This window comes from Rhizobium sp. P32RR-XVIII, assembly GCF_012641395.1.
Taxonomy (GTDB): Bacteria; Pseudomonadota; Alphaproteobacteria; order Rhizobiales; family Rhizobiaceae; genus Rhizobium.
Map to the genome: position 1 here is coordinate 273,102 of NZ_JABAIH010000003.1, position 17,948 is coordinate 291,049.

General features: G+C 61.7%; 18 protein-coding genes. 5 read left to right on the plus strand and 13 right to left on the minus strand.

What is annotated here, in order from left to right; all coding sequences use genetic code 11:
- Positions 1-759 carry a precorrin-4 C(11)-methyltransferase gene (gene cobM / locus HGP14_RS10985; protein WP_168829870.1) on the plus strand — a complete coding sequence of 253 codons (759 nt, stop codon included), beginning with the start codon at positions 1-3 and terminating at the stop codon, positions 757-759.
- Between the two features lie 147 nt (positions 760-906).
- Here cobM and hutC read toward each other — a convergent pair whose 3' ends face one another.
- The 8 genes from hutC to hutI all read right to left on the minus strand — a co-directional run bounded on the left by hutC (position 907) and on the right by hutI (position 9,366).
- The gene (gene hutC / locus HGP14_RS10990) at positions 907-1,605 is read right to left on the minus strand and encodes a histidine utilization repressor (RefSeq protein WP_168830291.1); all 699 of its coding nucleotides are present in this window, start codon (positions 1,603-1,605) and stop codon (positions 907-909) included.
- Positions 1,606-1,627: 22 nt separating this feature from the next.
- A complete protein-coding gene (locus HGP14_RS10995) occupies positions 1,628-2,413 on the minus strand; it encodes an ABC transporter ATP-binding protein (RefSeq protein WP_168829871.1) in 786 nt (261 codons plus the stop codon).
- Positions 2,410-3,183 carry an ABC transporter permease gene (locus HGP14_RS11000; RefSeq protein WP_168829872.1) on the minus strand — a complete coding sequence of 258 codons (774 nt, stop codon included), beginning with the start codon at positions 3,181-3,183 and terminating at the stop codon, positions 2,410-2,412. Before HGP14_RS11000 ends, HGP14_RS10995 begins: the two co-directional genes overlap by 4 nt.
- A gap of 68 nt (positions 3,184-3,251) precedes the next feature.
- Entirely contained in the window at positions 3,252-4,199 is a 948-nt protein-coding gene (locus tag HGP14_RS11005; RefSeq protein ID WP_168829873.1) for an ABC transporter substrate-binding protein, read from the minus strand.
- A gap of 117 nt (positions 4,200-4,316) precedes the next feature.
- Positions 4,317-4,892 (minus strand): HutD family protein, encoded by a 576-nt coding sequence (locus HGP14_RS11010; protein WP_168829874.1) that lies wholly within the window; start codon positions 4,890-4,892, stop codon positions 4,317-4,319.
- A gap of 4 nt (positions 4,893-4,896) precedes the next feature.
- Positions 4,897-6,582: a urocanate hydratase gene (gene hutU / locus HGP14_RS11015; RefSeq protein ID WP_168829875.1), complete on the minus strand. Its 1,686-nt coding sequence runs from the start codon at positions 6,580-6,582 to the stop codon at positions 4,897-4,899.
- Between the two features lies 1 nt (position 6,583).
- The gene (gene hutH / locus HGP14_RS11020; RefSeq protein ID WP_168829876.1) at positions 6,584-8,119 is read right to left on the minus strand and encodes a histidine ammonia-lyase; all 1,536 of its coding nucleotides are present in this window, start codon (positions 8,117-8,119) and stop codon (positions 6,584-6,586) included.
- A complete protein-coding gene (gene hutI, locus HGP14_RS11025; RefSeq protein ID WP_168829877.1) occupies positions 8,116-9,366 on the minus strand; it encodes an imidazolonepropionase in 1,251 nt (416 codons plus the stop codon). Before hutI ends, hutH begins: the two co-directional genes overlap by 4 nt.
- A gap of 119 nt (positions 9,367-9,485) precedes the next feature.
- Here hutI and HGP14_RS11030 point away from each other — a divergent pair, with 119 nt between their 5' ends.
- Both HGP14_RS11030 and HGP14_RS11035 read left to right on the plus strand, forming a co-directional pair.
- Entirely contained in the window at positions 9,486-10,832 is a 1,347-nt protein-coding gene (locus HGP14_RS11030) for a formimidoylglutamate deiminase (RefSeq protein WP_168829878.1), read from the plus strand.
- 104 nt (positions 10,833-10,936) lie between these two features.
- Positions 10,937-12,058: an RHE_PE00001 family protein gene (locus HGP14_RS11035; protein WP_168829879.1), complete on the plus strand. Its 1,122-nt coding sequence runs from the start codon at positions 10,937-10,939 to the stop codon at positions 12,056-12,058.
- Between the two features lie 118 nt (positions 12,059-12,176).
- Here the strand turns inward: HGP14_RS11035 and HGP14_RS11040 are convergent, their stop codons facing one another.
- Genes HGP14_RS11040 through HGP14_RS11050 form a run of 3 tightly spaced genes read right to left on the minus strand, consistent with a single transcriptional unit; the run spans position 12,177 to position 14,208 of the window.
- Positions 12,177-12,893, minus strand: a complete 717-nt coding sequence (locus tag HGP14_RS11040) for a Bax inhibitor-1/YccA family protein (protein ID WP_168829880.1) — start codon at positions 12,891-12,893, stop codon at positions 12,177-12,179.
- 21 nt (positions 12,894-12,914) lie between these two features.
- Entirely contained in the window at positions 12,915-13,682 is a 768-nt protein-coding gene (locus tag HGP14_RS11045; protein ID WP_168829881.1) for an anti-sigma factor family protein, read from the minus strand.
- The gene (locus HGP14_RS11050) at positions 13,669-14,208 is read right to left on the minus strand and encodes a sigma-70 family RNA polymerase sigma factor (protein WP_168829882.1); all 540 of its coding nucleotides are present in this window, start codon (positions 14,206-14,208) and stop codon (positions 13,669-13,671) included. The genes HGP14_RS11045 and HGP14_RS11050 overlap by 14 nt, the downstream gene beginning before the upstream one ends.
- A gap of 116 nt (positions 14,209-14,324) precedes the next feature.
- Here HGP14_RS11050 and HGP14_RS11055 point away from each other — a divergent pair, with 116 nt between their 5' ends.
- A complete protein-coding gene (locus HGP14_RS11055) occupies positions 14,325-14,564 on the plus strand; it encodes a type II toxin-antitoxin system VapB family antitoxin (RefSeq protein WP_168829883.1) in 240 nt (79 codons plus the stop codon).
- Positions 14,564-14,992: a type II toxin-antitoxin system VapC family toxin gene (locus tag HGP14_RS11060; RefSeq protein WP_168829884.1), complete on the plus strand. Its 429-nt coding sequence runs from the start codon at positions 14,564-14,566 to the stop codon at positions 14,990-14,992. The genes HGP14_RS11055 and HGP14_RS11060 overlap by 1 nt, the downstream gene beginning before the upstream one ends.
- Here the strand turns inward: HGP14_RS11060 and cueR are convergent.
- Positions 14,989-15,384 (minus strand): Cu(I)-responsive transcriptional regulator, encoded by a 396-nt coding sequence (gene cueR, locus HGP14_RS11065; RefSeq protein WP_168829885.1) that lies wholly within the window; start codon positions 15,382-15,384, stop codon positions 14,989-14,991. The two genes, HGP14_RS11060 and cueR, sit on opposite strands and share 4 nt — an antisense overlap.
- A gap of 12 nt (positions 15,385-15,396) precedes the next feature.
- Positions 15,397-17,904: a heavy metal translocating P-type ATPase gene (locus HGP14_RS11070; RefSeq protein ID WP_168829886.1), complete on the minus strand. Its 2,508-nt coding sequence runs from the start codon at positions 17,902-17,904 to the stop codon at positions 15,397-15,399.
- Between the last annotated feature and the right edge of the window lie 44 nt (positions 17,905-17,948).

Genomic DNA, 17,948 nt, shown 5'->3' on the forward strand with positions numbered 1-17,948 from the left:
ATGACGGTTCACTTCATTGGAGCTGGCCCCGGCGCGGCCGATCTCATCACTGTTCGCGGACGCGACCTGATCGGCAGATGTCCGGTCTGCCTCTATGCCGGATCAATCGTATCGCCCGAGCTGCTGCAATATTGCCCGCCCGGTGCCCGCATCGTCGACACCGCGCCGATGTCGCTAGATGAGATCGAGGCGGAATATCTGCGTGCCGCAAACGCCGGCGAGGATGTAGCGCGTCTGCATTCCGGCGATCTTTCGGTCTGGAGCGCCGTTGCCGAACAGGTGCGGCGACTGGAGAGGCACGGCATTGCCTATACGATGACGCCGGGCGTTCCGGCCTTTGCCGCCGCCGCCTCCGCGCTCGGACGCGAACTGACGATACCGGCGGTCGCACAGAGCCTGGTGCTCACCCGCGTTTCCGGCCGCGCCTCGCCGATGCCGAACGAGGAAACGCTCTCGAAATTCGGGGCGACAGGCTCGACGCTCGCAATCCATCTCGCGATTCACGCGTTGAAGCAGATCGTCGACGAGCTGACGCCGCTTTACGGTGCCGATTGCCCCGTCGCGATTGTCGTCAAGGCCTCTTGCCCCGATGAACGCATCCTGCGCGGTACGCTCGGCGATATCGAAGAAAAGGTCATGGCAGAGCCGATCGAACGCACGGCGATCGTCTTCGTCGGCCCGTCGCTCGCCGCCAGCGATTTCCGCGAAAGCTCGCTTTACGATCCGGCCTATCAGCGCCGGTTCCGGGGCAGGCAATAGCGATTCGGTGAGAGCTTTTACGGCGGGAAACCGCCGTCTGTTTCACTGTGGATTTACGGCGGTAAACACCGGAGGACTCAAATCGGAGCGATTCGCAAGGGGCAATCTTGCCCGCCGCTGGCATGGTGCCTTCTCGCCTTGATTGGCTCAGCTATGGGCGAATTGCGCCACAAGCTCGTGCCTGTCGCCGGGATAGGTGAGCTTCACATGCGTGATCTGCAGGCCGCCGCTATGGGTCGTGCGCTCGATGACGAGGCAGGCGCTGCCTGCCGGTATCGCAAGTGCCGCGGCGATACCGGTCTTGGCGGACTCGGCTCGGATGCGGTGCTCCGCAGCGCTCCACGGCACCTTGCCAAGCAACCAGCTTCCCGGGGAAGCCTCTTCGAAACTCTCATCGGCAGCTTCCGGAACGGCCGCGAGATTGATCAGTCTTTCCTCATGGCAGAATGGCCGGTCGCCGGCGAAATGGTGGCAGATGACTTCCAGAACCGAAGCGGATGAGGGCAGCGCGAGGCGCCCATGGTCCTCGCGTCTAAACCGGCGTTTCTTGCGGCTGACGATACGGTAGCGATAAGGCAGTCCGAGCGCCTGAACCTCACGCCTGAGGTCATGAATTTCCATGACGGCGGACTGGACATGGGGGAAACTCACATAGCTGCCGGCCTTCCGTCGCCTCTCGATCAGGCCTTTCTTGACGAGATCGGTCAGCGCCTTGTTTACCGTCATGCGCGAGCAGCCGTACACGACGGTCAGTTCGTGTTCGAACGGAATCCGGTAACCCGGTGGCCATTCGCCCGAGAGAATCCGCTTTTCGACATCGTTCAAGATGCGCAGGTGCAGCGGCATATCTCCCATAGCCGGCTCCTTCTTATCCATGTGCCGCCGCGGCGATCGCTTCGCTTCTGATCTCTTCGGTCAGCTTCAGACGGAGCGCGGAGAATTCCGGGCTGGCCTTGACGGTGTAATGGCGCGGATGCGGCAGATCGACCGGCGTGATCGATTTGATGCGCCCCGGCCGCGCCGTCATGGTCACCACCCGCGAGGCCATGAAGACCGCTTCCTCGATATCGTGCGTCACGAAGATGACCGTCTTCTGCTCTCGCTCCCAGATACCGAGCAGGAGTTCCTGCATCAGGCCGCGCGTCTGGTTGTCGAGCGCACCGAAGGGCTCGTCGAGCAGCAATATTTTCGGGTTGTTGGCTAGCGCTCGGGCAATCGCCGTGCGCTGCTGCATGCCGCCGGAAAGCTGCTTCGGCCAATGGTTCTCAAAGCCGCGAAGGCCGACTTTGTCGATGTAGCTATCGACGATCTCTTTCTTTTCCTTTTCCGGGACGCCCTTCTCGCGCATGCCGAAACCAACGTTGTCGCGCACCGTCAGCCAGGGGAAAAGCGTATAGGACTGGAAGACCATGCCGCGGTCCGCGCCCGGTCCTTTGACCTCGCGGCCCTCCAACGTGACAGTGCCGGTCGTCGGCCTGTCGAGCCCGGCAATGATGCGCAGGAGCGTCGATTTTCCGCAGCCGGACGGACCGAGAATGGTGACGAAGTCGTTGCGCGGAATATCGAGATCGGTCGGCTGCAATGCGAGTGTCGGCTGACCGCCGCGCACGCCGGGAAAGGTGCGGCTCACGCCCTTGATGACGAGTTCACTCATGCGAGCCTCCAGGCAAAAAGCCGGCGATTTATCCACTTGAAGGCGAAATCCGAGACGAGGCCGATGAGGCCGATGACGATGATTCCGAAGATGATCTGCCCCGTCGCGAGCAACGCCTGGCTGTTGATGATCATATAGCCGATCCCGGACGAGGCGCCGATGAGCTCGGCGACGATCACATAGGTCCAGGCCCAGCCGAGGACGAGACGCAGCGTTTCGGCGATGTCGGGAGCGCTCGCGGGAATGAGCACTCGACGGACAACTCCGCTATCCTTGGCACCGAGCGTATAGGCTGCCTCGACGAGATCGCGGCGGGTGTTGGAAACGGAGACGGCGACCATCAGCACGATCTGGAAAACAGCGCCGATGAAGATGACGAGCAGCTTCTGCGTCTCACCGATCCCCGCCCAGAGGATCAGCAACGGCACGAAGGCGGAGGCAGGGAGATAGCGCGCAAACGAGACGAAGGGCTCGAGCAGCGCTTCGACCGGCTTATACGCGCCCATGATGATGCCGAGCGGTACGGCGACGAGCGCGGAGAGAACGAAACCGCCGACCACACGCCAGATCGTCATGCCGATGTCGAAGAGGAAGCCCTGATTGACGAGCAGATCGTAGCCGTCCTGCACCATGGTGATCGGATCGGCGAGGAAGGTCTCCGAGACATAGCCCCCAAGCGTCGCATAGCCCCAGGCGAGGAAGAAGATGACGAAGAACAGCAGGCCGAAAAGTAACCGGCTGCGGGCACCGATGGGTTGAAGAGGATGCATGCCGCGCCCTTGCTAGAAAAAGGAGGAGCGCCTGGATGGTCCATGGCGCTCCGTCAAATGTGTGCGAATTACTTGATGAAGGACGGATCGGCGAGTGTCGAGAGGTCCGGCTTCGCCTTGATGACGCCTGCCTGCAGCAGTAGATCGGCAGCTTCCTCGTTGAAGCTCTTGAAGGTCATATCGAAGAATTTCTGCGCCGCGGCCTTGTCCTGCCATTCGAGATAGGCGGCGGACTCGCCGAATTCCTTGCCCGACTGCTTCACATCCTTGCCCATGATCTCATAGGACTTGTCCTTGTCCGTCTTGATCATCTCAAGCGCGTCGTAATAGCTGGCGGCGAGTGCCTTGGCGGCTTCCGGATTGTCCTTCAGGAACGCCTTGGTGCAGCCGAAGGTGTCCATGACGGCAGGATAATCGAGCGTGGTCGCGATGATCTTGCCTTTGTCCGGAGCGCTGCGGACGCTGGAAAGGTACGGCTCATAGGTGACGGCTGCATCGTTCTGGCCGGCAAGCAGCGCCTGCGCGGCCGGGCCGGGCTCCATGTTCACCACTTTCACGTCCTTCATGCTGAGCCCGTTCTTGGCGAGGATGAAGGCGAGCAGGAAGTAGGGCGAGGTGCCCGGCGCGGAAGCAGCCACGGACTTGCCCTTGAGATCGGAAATCTTCTCGATGCCCGGCTTTGCGGCGATGCCATCGGCCCCGTGCGAAACATCGAGCTGGAAGATCTGCGTGGTCGCCACGCCGGCCGCATTCCAGACAATCCAGGTTTCGACGGTGGTCGCGGCGCATTGTATATCGCCGGATGCCAGCGCCAGGTGACGGCTCGCCTGCGGAACTTTGACGATGTTAACGTCAAGGCCGTGCTTCTTGAAAATTCCGGCCTCCTTGGCAAGCGTCAGCGGCGCAAAGCCCGTCCAGCCGGAAATGCCGACGGAGACCTTGGTTTCAGCCGCCTGTGCGGCGCTGCCAGCGAGGAGAGCGGCAATAGCCGCAGCAAAAATCGATATTGTTTTCATGTCTGATGTTCCCTGCTCTTAGTTTGGGCATGTGGCGGTTCTGCCTTTTTATTGAACCATATAGGCACGCCCCTTTTCTTTTGTCTATACAAATATCGAGGGAATTTCAGGCCGGGGCTACGTCTGCTGGATGCGGATCAAATAGCAAATGGCATGGCCTTGAAGTGCCAGCGTCACAGGGGTGCGAATTTCGATTTGCAGAGCATCGTTTTCGCTCAGTATTCCCGTTTCACCGCCATAGCTGCAGGTGACCGTCCCACCCCGGCAAAGCAATAGCGTCGTTCCGCTGGCGACCGTTCGGCCCCAGTCACCGTCGATCATATTTCGTTCGACATCATGCACAAAGCGGCCGCGTCGGGTCATGACATTGAGATCGGTGATCGGGCCATTGGCAAGCGTTGCCATAACCGGCACATCGGCAGCAAAGGCGAGGGGCTGGCTCGCCTGGGTCAGCAAGACAGGCTTCTGGCCCGCCAATGCAAGCGACATGCCGTTGCCGGAGAGGATCGAGAGGGTACGGTCGATGCCGGGAAAGATCGAAAAAGGGCCGTCCGCAGCAACGGTCGCCATGCTGATCCGCCAGTCGAAATCAGCAAGGGCCGCACCCTGCGGAGTAACGGCGATTTCTACCGTCTCGCCGCCGCCGTTCTTCCACGGCATGCGCTTGTGATCGGCGGCGCGCAGGATCTTCATGCGTTCAGTTCCCGAGAATCCCTGGCAACCGCAGGCCTTTTTCCCTGGCGCAATCGATCGCGATTTCGTAGCCCGCGTCGGCATGGCGCATGACGCCGGTTGCCGGATCGTTCCAGAGGACACGTTCGACGCGGCGCGCGGCATCATCCGTGCCGTCGCAGCAAATGACCATGCCCGAATGCTGGGAGAAGCCCATGCCGACGCCGCCGCCGTGATGCAGCGATACCCAGGTCGCGCCGGAGGCGGTGTTTAGCAGTGCGTTCAGCAGCGGCCAGTCGGAGACGGCGTCCGAGCCGTCCTTCATGGCTTCCGTTTCGCGGTTCGGCGAAGCGACGGAGCCGGAATCGAGGTGATCGCGGCCGATGACGATCGGCGCCTTGAGCTCGCCGTTCTTCACCATCTCGTTGAAGGCGAGGCCGAGACGGTGGCGGTCACCGAGACCGACCCAGCAGATGCGCGCCGGCAGGCCCTGGAAGGAAATGCGCTCGCGCGCCATGTCCAGCCAGTTGTGCAGATGCTTATTGTCAGGCAGCAGTTCCCTGACCTTGGCGTCGGTCTTGTAGATGTCCTCCGGATCGCCGGAGAGCGCTGCCCAGCGGAACGGGCCGATGCCGCGGCAGAAAAGAGGGCGGATATAGGCCGGAACGAAGCCCGGGAAGGCAAAGGCGTTTTCGAGGCCTTCGTCCTTGGCGACCTGGCGAATGTTGTTGCCGTAATCGAGCGTCGGAACACCTGCATCCCAGAAGGCGACCATGGCCTCGACATGCTGTTTCATCGATGAACGGGCGGCGGCTTCGACGGCCTTCGGATCGCTCTCGCGCTTGGCCTTGGCCTCTTCGACGGTCCAGCCGGCCGGCAGGTAGCCGTTGCGAGGATCATGCGCCGAGGTCTGGTCGGTGACGATATCCGGGCGCGGGCCGCCGGCCTTCATGCGCCGGACCAGTTCCGGAAAAATTTCCGCAGCATTGCCGAGCAGGCCGACAGACTTTGCTTCCCCCGCTTTCGTCCACTTGTCGATCAAGGCCAGCGCCTCATCGAGCGTCTTTGCCTTTTCATCGACATAGCGGGTGCGCAGGCGGAAATCAATGCGGGTTTCGTCGCACTCGACGGCGAGGCAGCAGGCGCCTGCCATGACGGCCGCGAGCGGCTGCGCGCCGCCCATGCCGCCGAGGCCACCTGTAAGTATCCACTTACCTTTCAGGTTGCCATCATAGTGCTGTCGCCCTGCCTCGACAAAGGTCTCGTAGGTGCCCTGAACGATCCCCTGGGTGCCGATATAGATCCACGACCCGGCCGTCATCTGGCCGTACATGGCGAGCCCCTTCTTGTCGAGCTCGTTGAAGTGGTCCCAGGTAGCCCAGTGCGGCACGAGGTTGGAATTGGCGATCAGAACCCGCGGTGCATCCTTGTGCGTGCGGAAAACCCCGACCGGCTTGCCGGATTGCACCAGCAGCGTCTCCTCCTCCGTGAGTGTCTTCAAGGTCGCTACGATGCGGTCGAAATCCTCCCAGGTGCGGGCGGCGCGGCCGATGCCGCCATAAACGACCAGTTCGTTCGGATTTTCCGCGACGTCCGGGTCGAGATTGTTCATCAGCATGCGCAGCGGCGCCTCGGTCATCCAGCTCTTGGCGTTGAGCTCGGGTCCGCGCGGCGCCCGGATTTCGCGGATGTTGTGACGGGGATTGCTCATCTCAGATCTCCAGTGACGGGAGGATATTTTCGGAGACAGACGCGTTCAGCGCGCCGGTCGCGACAAGTTTGCTTATGGCCTCGAGGTCATCAGCCATGTAGCGGTCCACTTCGAGCGTCGGGACGACGCTACGGATCGCGGCAATCGCCTTCTGCAATTCGGGACTGGTCGTCAGCGGTGCACGGAGCTCGACGCCTTGCGCTGCCGTCAGTGCCTCGATGCCGATGATGCCGAAGAGATTTTCGGTCATCTGCAGCAGACGCCGCGCGCCGTGGCAGGCCATGGACACATGGTCCTCCTGGTTTGCCGACGTCGGCGTCGAATCGACCGAGGCCGGGTGCGACATCTGCTTGTTTTCCGACATCAATGCTGCGGAGGTGACCTCCGCGATCATCAGTCCGGAATTGAGTCCCGGCTTCTTGGCGAGGAAGGCCGGCAGGCCGTAGGAGAGAGCCGGATCGACAAGAAGCGCGATACGTCGCTGCGAGATCGCACCGATTTCGCAGACCGCGAGCGCGATCTGGTCGGCGGCGAAGGCGACCGGTTCTGCATGGAAATTGCCGCCTGAAACGACGGTGTTGTCCGAAAGAACCAACGGATTGTCGGTCACCGCATTGGCTTCGATCTCGAGGGTGAGGGCAACAGAACGCAGGAGATCGAGGCAGGCGCCGTCCACCTGCGGCTGGCAACGGATGCAATAGGGATCCTGAACGCGCTCGTCGCCTTCGATGTGGCTTTCGCGGATAACGGAGCTTTCGAGGAGCGTCCGAAGTGCCGTTGCCGTATCGATCTGGCCGCGATGACCGCGAAGCGTATGGATATCCGGATGGAACGGGGCGGAAGAACCCATCGCCGCGTCAGTGGACATGGCGCCAGTGATCAGGGCCGTCTGGGCGGCGCGATGCGCACGGAAGAGACCGGCGAGTGCCAACGCCGTCGACGTCTGCGTCCCGTTGATCAGCGCAAGGCCTTCCTTGGCGGCGAGAACAACAGGCCTAAGGCCTGCTCTTTCAAGAGCCTCAGCGCCGGAAAGGCGCTCGCCTTTATAGAAAGCTTCAGCTTCTCCCATCATCACCGCCGCCAGATGCGCCAGCGGTGCAAGATCCCCGGAGGCGCCGACGGAGCCCTTTTCCGGAATGACAGGAATGACACTCCTTTCGAGCATCCCTTCGATCAGCCGGACGAGTTCCAGCCGCACACCGGACGCGCCGCGGCCGAGCGAAACGAGTTTCAGCGACATGATCAGCCGCACGACATTCTCCGGCAGCGGAGCGCCGACGCCGCAGCAATGCGAGAGGATCAGGTTCCGCTGCAGCGTCGCCACATCGGCGCTGTCGATCTTGATCGAGGCAAGCTTTCCGAACCCGGTATTGATGCCGTAGACCGGCGCATTGCCCGCAGCGATCTCGGCGATGCGCGCAGCGGCCTTTTCGATGCCGGCATCGAAGGAGGCATCGAGCCGTGCCGGTTCACCGGTCCAGTAGATTGTTTCCAGCTGCTTCAGCGAAACGGCGCCGGGATGGAGGATGATGGTCAACGGTCGATCCTTTCGCCCTTGAAGACACGCGCAAAGAGCGGATTGAAGCCGATGCGATAGACGAGCTCCGCCGGGCTCTCGATATCCCAGATGGCAAGATCGGCAGACTTTCCAGCCTCGATCGTGCCGGTTTCATCAAGAAGGCCGAGGGCCCGGGCGCCTTCGCGGGTGGCGCCGGCGATGCATTCCTCGACCGTCAGGCCGAAGAGCGTTGCCGACATGTTCATCGTCAGAAGCAGCGAGGTGAGGGGCGAGGTCCCCGGGTTGCAGTCCGTCGCAATGGCGATCGGGACGCCGGCAGCACGCAGCGCCTTTACGGGCGGCTTCTGCGTTTCGTTGATGGCGTAGAAAGCGCCGGGCAGCAGCACCGCGACAGTTCCGGCGGCCGCCATGGCGGCGACACCGGTGTCATCGAGATATTCGAGATGATCGGCCGAAAGCGCGCCATAATCGGCGGCAAGTTCGGCTCCACCCAGATTGGACAGTTGCTCGGCGTGCAGCTTGACCGGAAGGCCAAGTGCCTCGGCGCGATCGAAGACATATCCGATCTCTTCCGTGGAGAAAGCGATGCCTTCGCAGAAGCCGTCGACGGCATCGACGAGGCCTTTTTCATGCGCCTCATCGAGGGCGGGCAGCACGATGTCGGTTATGTAGTCGGTATTGCGGCCCTTGTATTCGGGAGGCGTCGCGTGAGCGCCGAGATAGCTCGTCCTGACGCGCACTGGACGCGCAGAGCCGAGCCCCCGGGCAGCCTCGAGCATCTTCAATTCGCCGGCAATGCTGAGACCGTAACCGGACTTGACCTCGATCGTCGTCACGCCTTCGGAAAGCAGCGTATCGAGGCGGGGGAGCGAGGCTTGCACGAGGCCCTCGACGGAAAGCGCATTCGTCGCCTTGACCGACGAGACGATGCCGCCGCCGGCGCGGGCGATCTCTTCATAGGTCGCACCTTCCAGCCGCATTTCGAATTCTTGAGCGCGGTTGCCGCCATGGACGATGTGCGTGTGGCAATCGACGAGCCCGGGCGTTACCCAGCGGCCCTCCAGGTCGGTAATCTCGGCCCGCTCGATGATGGAGACCGGTAGCTCACTTTCCGGGCCGGCATAGCTGATGCGTCCGTTCTCGATAACGATCGCGCCCTTTTCGACAATGCCCAAACCTGGCTTGGCCGGATCGAGCGTCGCCATGCGGCCATTGCGCCAGAGGCGCGTTCTCTGCTCCTGCGCGAAAAGATTGTTCCCAGTCATCGGCTTTAGCCTTCCCCTTTGTCGCAAAATGTATATACATAATAATCGGGTGACAAGTAGAAATTTGGGCGCTTCCATGGAAAAGAAAGATGGAAGAGCTGGAGAAGGGGAAAAAGCTGATGACCACACTTCACGCGACGACCGCACTCTTGCCGGACGGCTGGCGACGCGACGTCCGGCTGACGATCGAGGACGGCTGCATCGGAAGGATCGAAGTTGGCGTGAAGGCTGACGCGGGTGATGAGCGCCATCAGCTTCTTGTTCCCGCGATGCCCAACCTGCACAGCCATGCTTTTCAGCGCGCCATGGCTGGTCTTGCCGAAGTTCGCGGTCCCGCAAACGACAGCTTCTGGAGCTGGCGGACGGTGATGTACAAGTTCGCGCTCGCGATGACGCCGGAGCATGTCGAGGCGGTCGCCGCACAGCTCTACATGGAAATGCTCGAAGCCGGGTTCGCGCGCGTGGGCGAATTTCACTACCTGCATCATGACAAGGATGGTTCGGCTTATGCCAACATAGCTGAGCTTGCGGAGCGCATCGCCGCCGCAAGCAAGGCAGCCGGGATCGGTCTGACCCTTCTGCCGGTTTTTTACGCCCATTCCGGCTTCGGCCGTGCAGCACCCGCCGAAGGGCAGCGGCGCTTCATCAACTCGCTGGAGAGCTTCGGCAAGCTGCTTGAGAAAGCCCGGGTCATTGTCGGCATGCTGGAAGGCGCAAGGCTCGGCATTGCGCCACATAGTCTGCGCGCCGTCACGCCGGATGAACTGGCCGGGATCCTGCCGCTTGCGGAAGGCGGACCTGTCCATATCCACGTCGCCGAACAGGTGAAGGAAGTCGAGGATAGCATCGCCTGGTCGGGACAGCGCCCTGTTGAATGGCTCCTCGACCATGCGCCGGTCGATGGCAACTGGTGCCTCATCCATGCGACCCACATGACCGAGGATGAAACCAGACGCATGGCCAAAAGCGGCGCGGTTGCCGGTCTTTGCCCGATCACCGAAGCCAATCTGGGCGACGGCGTCTTCCAGGCACCGCTCTTTCTCGAAGAGGGCGGACGATTTGGCATTGGGTCGGACTCGAACGTGCTGATCTCGCTTCCCGGCGAACTCCGCCAGCTCGAATATTCCGAGCGCCTGGCACTTCGATCCCGAAACGTGATCGCAAAGAGCGGTGCCTCCACGGGCCGAACCTTGTTCGACAATGCGCTTGCTGGCGGTGGCATCGCACTCGGCGCCGCGGCGGGCCTCGCGGAAGGCAATTATGCGGATATCGTCGCGCTGGACTGTAACGCAGTCCCTTACCTCGCTAACGACCAGATCCTCGACAACTGGATTTTCGCCGGCAGTGTCGCTGTCGACTGCGTGTGGGCGCATGGTCGCAAGCAGGTCGAAGCCGGCCGTCATCGGCAGCGCGACACGATCAATCGGCGGTTCCTCGCCGCAATGCGCGAACTGTTGGCCGTTTAGGTATTCCCGGGATATGCCAGCGTCTGCAGAATTCCGGATGCTTCTATTGCGAATCACGCGCCAAATAGCGGAAGTAAACGTTAAGATGACTTCCGGATGACGAAGTGCGCTACGAAATCGACAATGCCATGCTGAAAAGCTTGCTGCCAGCGGTCGTCCAGGCGGAGGACATGCTGGCGCGGCTGGATGAGAGAGCGGGCCGTTCGCCGGTCGGCGATGGGTTTGCCGAACGCGGCCACTTTTTCGATGCGGCGGGCGCGCTGTGGGTTGCGGGGGAGCTTGTACATGTGGAGGACCTGGTCCTGCACGATGCACATATGGACAGCCGCACGCCGAGCCACGAGCTTACGATCGCGCATTCCGTGCTGCGCGCAAGACGGCGCATCTGGACGGCCGAGCCCGGCTGGGCGCTCAGCGCAGCCGGATTGAACACGCTCGCCGGCGCTGGCCTTGACGATGCTGCGCGGGCTCCCGAGGTCAAGGGCACAAGCAGGCCGCTGGAAGAGGCGGAGCACGAACCCGAGGCGCTATTGTCGGCGGAACTCGCCGAGATCGATGCTGTGCTCGCCCGCTCCCAGCGACTGCTGGATACGCATCTCGGCAAAGCCGCTGAGCCCGAGGAAAAACCCAAACCCACGCGGACCGACGATCCCCTGGGCCTCTTCGGTGACGACGAATGGGACGAGGCGCAGCGGCTGACAGATTGGCGAAACCTCATTTTGCTGACCGATGAACTCGTTCCAACGCTTGCCGCTGCCGTACTCTTTGAGGCTTGGGAGAGAGCCGAGCCGCTGAGACGCCAGCATTGGCTGGGCGGCCTGCTGATATCAGCCTATCTACGCTCACGGGGAAAGGTCGCCTCGCACCTCTTTTCCTTCTATACCGGGCTGAAGTCCGTCCGCCATGAGCGGCGCCGCTCGCGCGATCGCCTGACGCGTTTGCTTGCTTATCTGGAGGCCATGAGCGATAGCGCAGCCGCCGGGCTGAAGGAGATGGATCGTCTGTCGCTTGCCCGCACGCAGATGGAATTGCGCTTCAGGGATCGTCGCTCGAACAGCAGCCTGCCGCAGCTCGCCGACTTCGTCCTTTCGCGGCCGATGGTATCTTCGGCGATGGTCGCCCGGCACTTGCGGGTGACGAGCCGCGGTGCGCTCAACCTGCTGAACGAAATCGGCATTCGGGAAATCACGGGGCGCGGCCGTTACCGCGCCTGGGGTATCATCTGAAATAGAAAACGGCCGGGCATTGAGCCCGGCCGTCCTTCAGGTGAACGCCCGGCCGCCATCCTGTCACAGACTGCAAACCGGGCGCTCTGCGCTTCCATTGCCCCCAGAAGCGCGGTCTCTATTCCCGCTCGCCGGTAAAGCTGAGCAGGAGCTGGAAGATGTTCACGAAATTCAGGTAGAGCGACAGCGCGCCGAAGACGGCAAGCTTCTGGTTCGATTCCTGATCGTGGTTTTCCGAATACTGTTCCTTGATGTTCTGCGTGTCCCAGGCGGTCAGGCCGACGAAGACCAGGATACCGATCACCGAGACGGCGAACTGCAGCGCGGTCGAGCCCAGGAAGATATTGACGATGCTGGCGATGATGACGCCGATCAGGCCCATCATGAGGAATGAGCCGAAGCGGGCAAGATCACGCTTGGTCACGTAGCCATAGAGGCTCGTTGCGCCGAACATGGTCGCGGCGATGAAGAAGGTGCGCGCGATGCTCGTGCCGGTGAAGACGAGGAACACCGACGCCAGCGACAGTCCCATCACCGCACAGAATGCCCAGAAGGTCATTTGTGCAGCGCTCGCCGACATCGTCTGGATACGGAACGAGAAGAAGAAGACGAAGGCGAGCGGCGCAAGCATGACCACCCACTTCAGCGGCGACTGGAAGATCGGCACGTAAAGGGCCGGCGTGGTGCCGACGATAAAGGCCACGATCCCGGTGATGACGAGACCGAGACCCATGTAGTTGTACACGCGCAGCATATGCTGACGGAGACCCTCGTCGAAGAGAGCCTGCGAGCCTGCGGCAGAACCGTAGCCGTAACGCGGATTGGTCGGGTTCATTTTGATCTCCCTCGGGTTGAACTAGTAGAGCGAACGGGCGAGACCTTCGGCGGTCCGGTCGAGGTCAAGGTCCTTGTCACCGGCAATCAGCGCATAGGCGACATCACCAATCTGCCAGTAGGCGGCATTGGTATTGTCGAGCACAAGATGGGCGACCGGCTGAACGGCGAAGGCGCCTGGCCGGACGGCGAAAAGCGAAAGACGCTTCCTGTCAGATTCCTGGATCGCCATTTCGACGCTCGGGCCGAACGCGGACGGGAAGATCTGCACATCGGAAACCTTCCAGTCCTTCGGCAACTCCGGCATCGTGATTGCGGTCGCGGCTCGAATGTCGTCGGCATTGTATTTCGCTGCCGACTGAGAAGGCAGCGTCTCGCGAAGCTTGGCCGCGTGGTAGGCCCGCACCGCTTCTTCAACATAGGCTGGCGCCGGAACGGAGGCTGCAACCTCGGTTGCCGTAAAGGCGCCAAAGGACGTGTGCGCCACCCAGCCAACGGTTACGAGCACGCCGACGGCGGCGATCCGCTGCACAGTGTGTAGAATACGGCCATGGGACAGGCCACGCTCGAGGCGCCGGGCGGCGTCGCGGGTCTCCATCCGGCCGAAAGCACTTTCGCCGGCAAGCGCGAGGCGCAACTCGCCCTTCAGGCTGAGGTCGGCCATGACCTTCGCCGCTATAGCGGGATTCTCGGAAAGATAGGTTTCCACCTGGATGCGGCGCGCCACGTCGAGTTCGCCGTCCACATAGGCGTCGAGATCTGTATCGATGATCGGATCAACTGCTTTCATTGCCGTCCCCTCCGATTAACTTCAGATACGAGACGCGCGGCGTGCTTGCTTCGAACTCGCGAAGCTGCGCCCGGGCGCGGGAAATACGTGACATCAGCGTTCCGACCGGGATGCCGAGCGAGGCTGCGGCTTCCTGATAGGAAAGATCCTCTATCGCGACGAGATGGAGTGCCTCGCGCTGCTCTTCCGGCAGGTTGAAGAATGCATCGCGAACCTGCTGCAGGCGTACCGCATGCTCCTGTCCGGCAGGCAGCGACTGTTCGGCTTCAAGGACTGCCTCATCGTGCCTGCGCGCGATCGACCGGTTCTGGCGAACGCGATCGATATGCGCGTTGTGCAGAATGGAAAGCAGCCACGTCCGCAGATTGCCGCCGCGCCGGAAGCTCTGACGCTTCTCGAAGGCGCGCACCAGCGCATCATGCACGAGGTCTTCGGCATCATCCGAATTGCGCACCAGCGCACGCGCATAGCGCCTCAGCGCTGCGAGCTGTCCGATGACATCGAATGGGCGTTCTTTCCGTTCCATGGTTGAGTATACGGATGCCGCTCAGGATTTATTCCATCCCGGCATCGAATTTTTTTAGCAGTTGGCGAGGAAATGTGTAGACGCTATATTGATTTGTCTACACAGGAGTGCCGGGAATGCCGCTAAACATAAGAAATGAGCGCGTCAATCAGCTTGCCGAAGAACTGGCGGCGAAAAAGCATGTAAACAAAACGGAAGCGGTACGGCTCGCGCTTGAAGGCGAACTGCGCCGTCTCGAAGAGACATTGCCACTCTCCACCCGCCTTAAACCCCTTCAGGCTAGAATAGCATCCTTGCCTAACAGCGATGTTGTGCTGGACAAGGCCTTTTTCGATGAATTGAGTGGCGACTACTGATGTTCGTCGATGCATCGGCGATAATCGCCATCCTGTTGCAAGAGCCTCAGTCCGACCGATTCGTGAAAATTCTCGAAGATGCTGCGCCGGGCTCGCTATACACATCGGTCATAGCTTTGTGGGAAGCCACGGTAGCGATGTATCGCAAGAAGAGTACTTCGATGGCCGACGCTCAAGCGCAGCTCGAAGAATTCACGCGCATAGCCGGAATTTCGCTATTGCCCGTGACGCCGGAAGACAACCATTTGGCCTTGAAGGCCTTCGACCTGCATGGCCGTCACTGTCATCCTGACGAAACCCGCAATAGTGCGCTTAATCTTGCAGATTGCTTTCACTACGCGATATCAAAGTCAAGAAACCTGCCGATACTCACAAAAGATTTTGGCTTTGCGCTGACGGATGTTAAAACGATTGGGCCTGATTTCTAGGCGGGCTTCGCTTCAGACAACTCCTCCAAAATCGGACAATCCGGCCGGTCGTCGCCATGGCAGGCGTGGACCAGGTGCTCTAGCGTTCGCCTGAGTTCCATCATCTCACGGATTTTTTGGTCGATCTCGGTGAGTTTTGCCTGGGCGATGTCTTTCACGTCGGCGCTTGCCCGGCTCTTGTCCTCGTAAAGCGCCAGAAGCTGGCGGCATTCCTCGACGGAGAAGCCGAGGCCGCGGGAGCGCTGGAGGAAGCGCAGCTTGTGGACGTCCGAGACTGCATAGTCGCGATAGCCGTTTCCGCCCCGGCTGGGGCGGATCAAGCCGATCTCCTCGTAATATCGGATGGTCTTCGATGGCAGGCCGGAGCGCTCCGATGCTTCACCGATGTTCATCTTCCTGTCCTTTCACAGCCTTTCGAATCGCAGTCTCAGCGCATTGCCGATCACCGAAGCCGACGACAGGCTCATGGCCGCTGCCGCAATCATCGGCGAAAGCAGCAGGCCAAAGATGGGGTAGAGGACCCCTGCCGCGACCGGGACGCCGAGGGCGTTGTAGCCGAAGGCGAAGCCGAGATTCTGCCGGATGTTGCGCATTGTCGCTTCGGCCAGCCGCCGTGCACGTACGATCCCATTGAGGTCGCCCTTCACCAAGGTAATGCCTGCGCTTTCCATCGCAACATCGGCACCCGTTCCCATGGCGATCCCGACATCCGCAGCCGCAAGCGCCGGAGCGTCGTTGACACCGTCGCCAGCCATGGCGACGATTGCGCCGTTGGTATGCAGTTCATCGATCAGCGCTTTCTTGCCTTCCGGCAGCACGTCGGCGCGCACCTCATCGATGCCTAGGCTTCTTGCGACGGCTTTTGCGGTGCGCTCGCTATCTCCGGTCGCCATGATGATGCGCAAGCCGCTCTCGTGCAGTGCGCGGATCGCCTGCGCGGTCGTCGGCTTGATGCGATCGGCAACCGAGACGAGACCGGCAAGAACGCCGTCGATAGCGACGAACATGACGGTCCTGCCTTCGTCGCGCAGAGCTCCGGCCTTTTCGGCAAGGGGTGCAGTATCGATGCCGAGATCGCTCATCATCGCTGCGTTGCCGAGCGCCACGGTGGCGTTATCAGCATTGCCTTTCACGCCCTTGCCGGTGACGGCTTCAAAGCCGGTGACATCAATCGGCTTGATGCCACGCTCCTCAGCACCGGAAACGATCGCCTCGGCCAGCGGATGTTCGGAGCCGCGCTCCACGCTCGCGGCGAGCAGGAGCAGCCGCTGTTCATTCGTGCCGCCGACGGGCACCACGTCCGTCAGGTGCGGCTTGCCTTCGGTCAGCGTGCCGGTCTTGTCGACGATCAGCGTGTCGACCTTCGAAAAGCGCTCTAGCGCTTCGGCGTCCTTGATCAGCACGCCTTCCTGCGCGCCGCGGCCGGTCGCGATCATGATCGACATCGGCGTTGCCAGGCCCAGCGCACACGGGCAGGCGATGATGAGTACGGCAACTGCGGCCAGCAGTCCGTGCGCCATTTGTGGTTCCGGCCCAAAGGCGGCCCAGGCGGCGAAGGCGATGATCGCCGTCAGAACGACGGCAGGCACGAAAACGGCCGAAACCCGATCGACTGCATTTTGAATCGGCGCCCGGGAACGCTGCGCCTTCGCGACCATATCGACGATGCGCGACAGGGTCGTCTCCGCGCCGACCCGTTCGGCGGTCATCACGAGACTGCCGTTCCGGTTGATCGTGCCACCGGTGACGGGATCGCCTACGGTCTTCTCGACCGGAATCGGCTCGCCGGTGATCATCGATTCGTCGACTGTCGATTGGCCCTCGCTGACCGATCCGTCGACGGGCACGCGCTCACCCGGCCGCACCCGCAGCCGATCGCCCGCGGCGATATCGTCCACGTCGACATCCGTCTCGCTGCCGTCGGCATTGATGCGGCGGGCCATCTTCGGCGCGAGGTCGAGCAGTGCCCGGATAGCTGAGCCGGTTCGCTCGCGCGCCTTCAGTTCCAGCACCTGGCCGACGAAGACCAGCGCCACGATGACGGCCGAAGCCTCGAAATAGACGGGCACTGTTTCGCCATGCCCCCGGAAGCTCATGGGAAAGAGACCGGGCGCAAGCGTTGCCACCACGCTGTAGACATAGGCCGTGCCAACGCCGAGGCCGATCAGCGTCCACATGTTCGGGCTGCGGTTGCGGAGCGAGGCAAAGGTGCGCCGGAAGAAGGGCAGTGCCGCCCAAAGCACGACGGGCGTTGCGAGCACAAGCTCAATCCAGCTCGAAAGCGGTTCGCCGATCGCTTCGCGCAGCGGCAGCCCGAGCATCGGCCCCATGCTGAGCGCAAGAAGCGGAATGGCCAATGCCGCGCTGATCCAGAGCCGCCGCGTAAAATCAACGAGTTCCGGGTTCGGCCCTTCGTCTTCAGGCGGAATGCCCATCGGCTCGAGCGCCATGCCGCATTTGGGGCAGTCGCCGGGGTGATCGCTGATGACTTCCGGATGCATCGGGCAGGTATATTGGGTGCCCTTCGGCATCGGCTTCGGCCCTGGCCGGCTTCCATCGCGATAGGCTTGCGGATCGGCCTCGAATTTTGCCTTGCAGCCCGCCGAGCAGAAATAGAACTTCTCGCCCTCATGCTTCAGGAAATGCTGGGCCGTTGAGCGATCGACGGACATGCCGCAGACAGGGTCCTTGGCCGTCAGATAGTCCTGCGGGCTTGCTTCGAATTTCTTCCAGCAGCCGTCGCAGCAGAAATGATAGGTGTGGCCCTGGTAGTCGAGGCTGGGTTTGCCAGCGTCCGGATCCGCTATCATGCCGCAGACCGGGTCGCGCGCAAAAACGGCTTCGCTGGCACCGGCATGGTCGTGAGCGCAGCAACTGCCAGCGCCGGGATGGTGGTGATCATGCGTATTCATAGGCTTCTCCGTTGCCCCATGGGGCAGTGGATAGGCTTATGAAC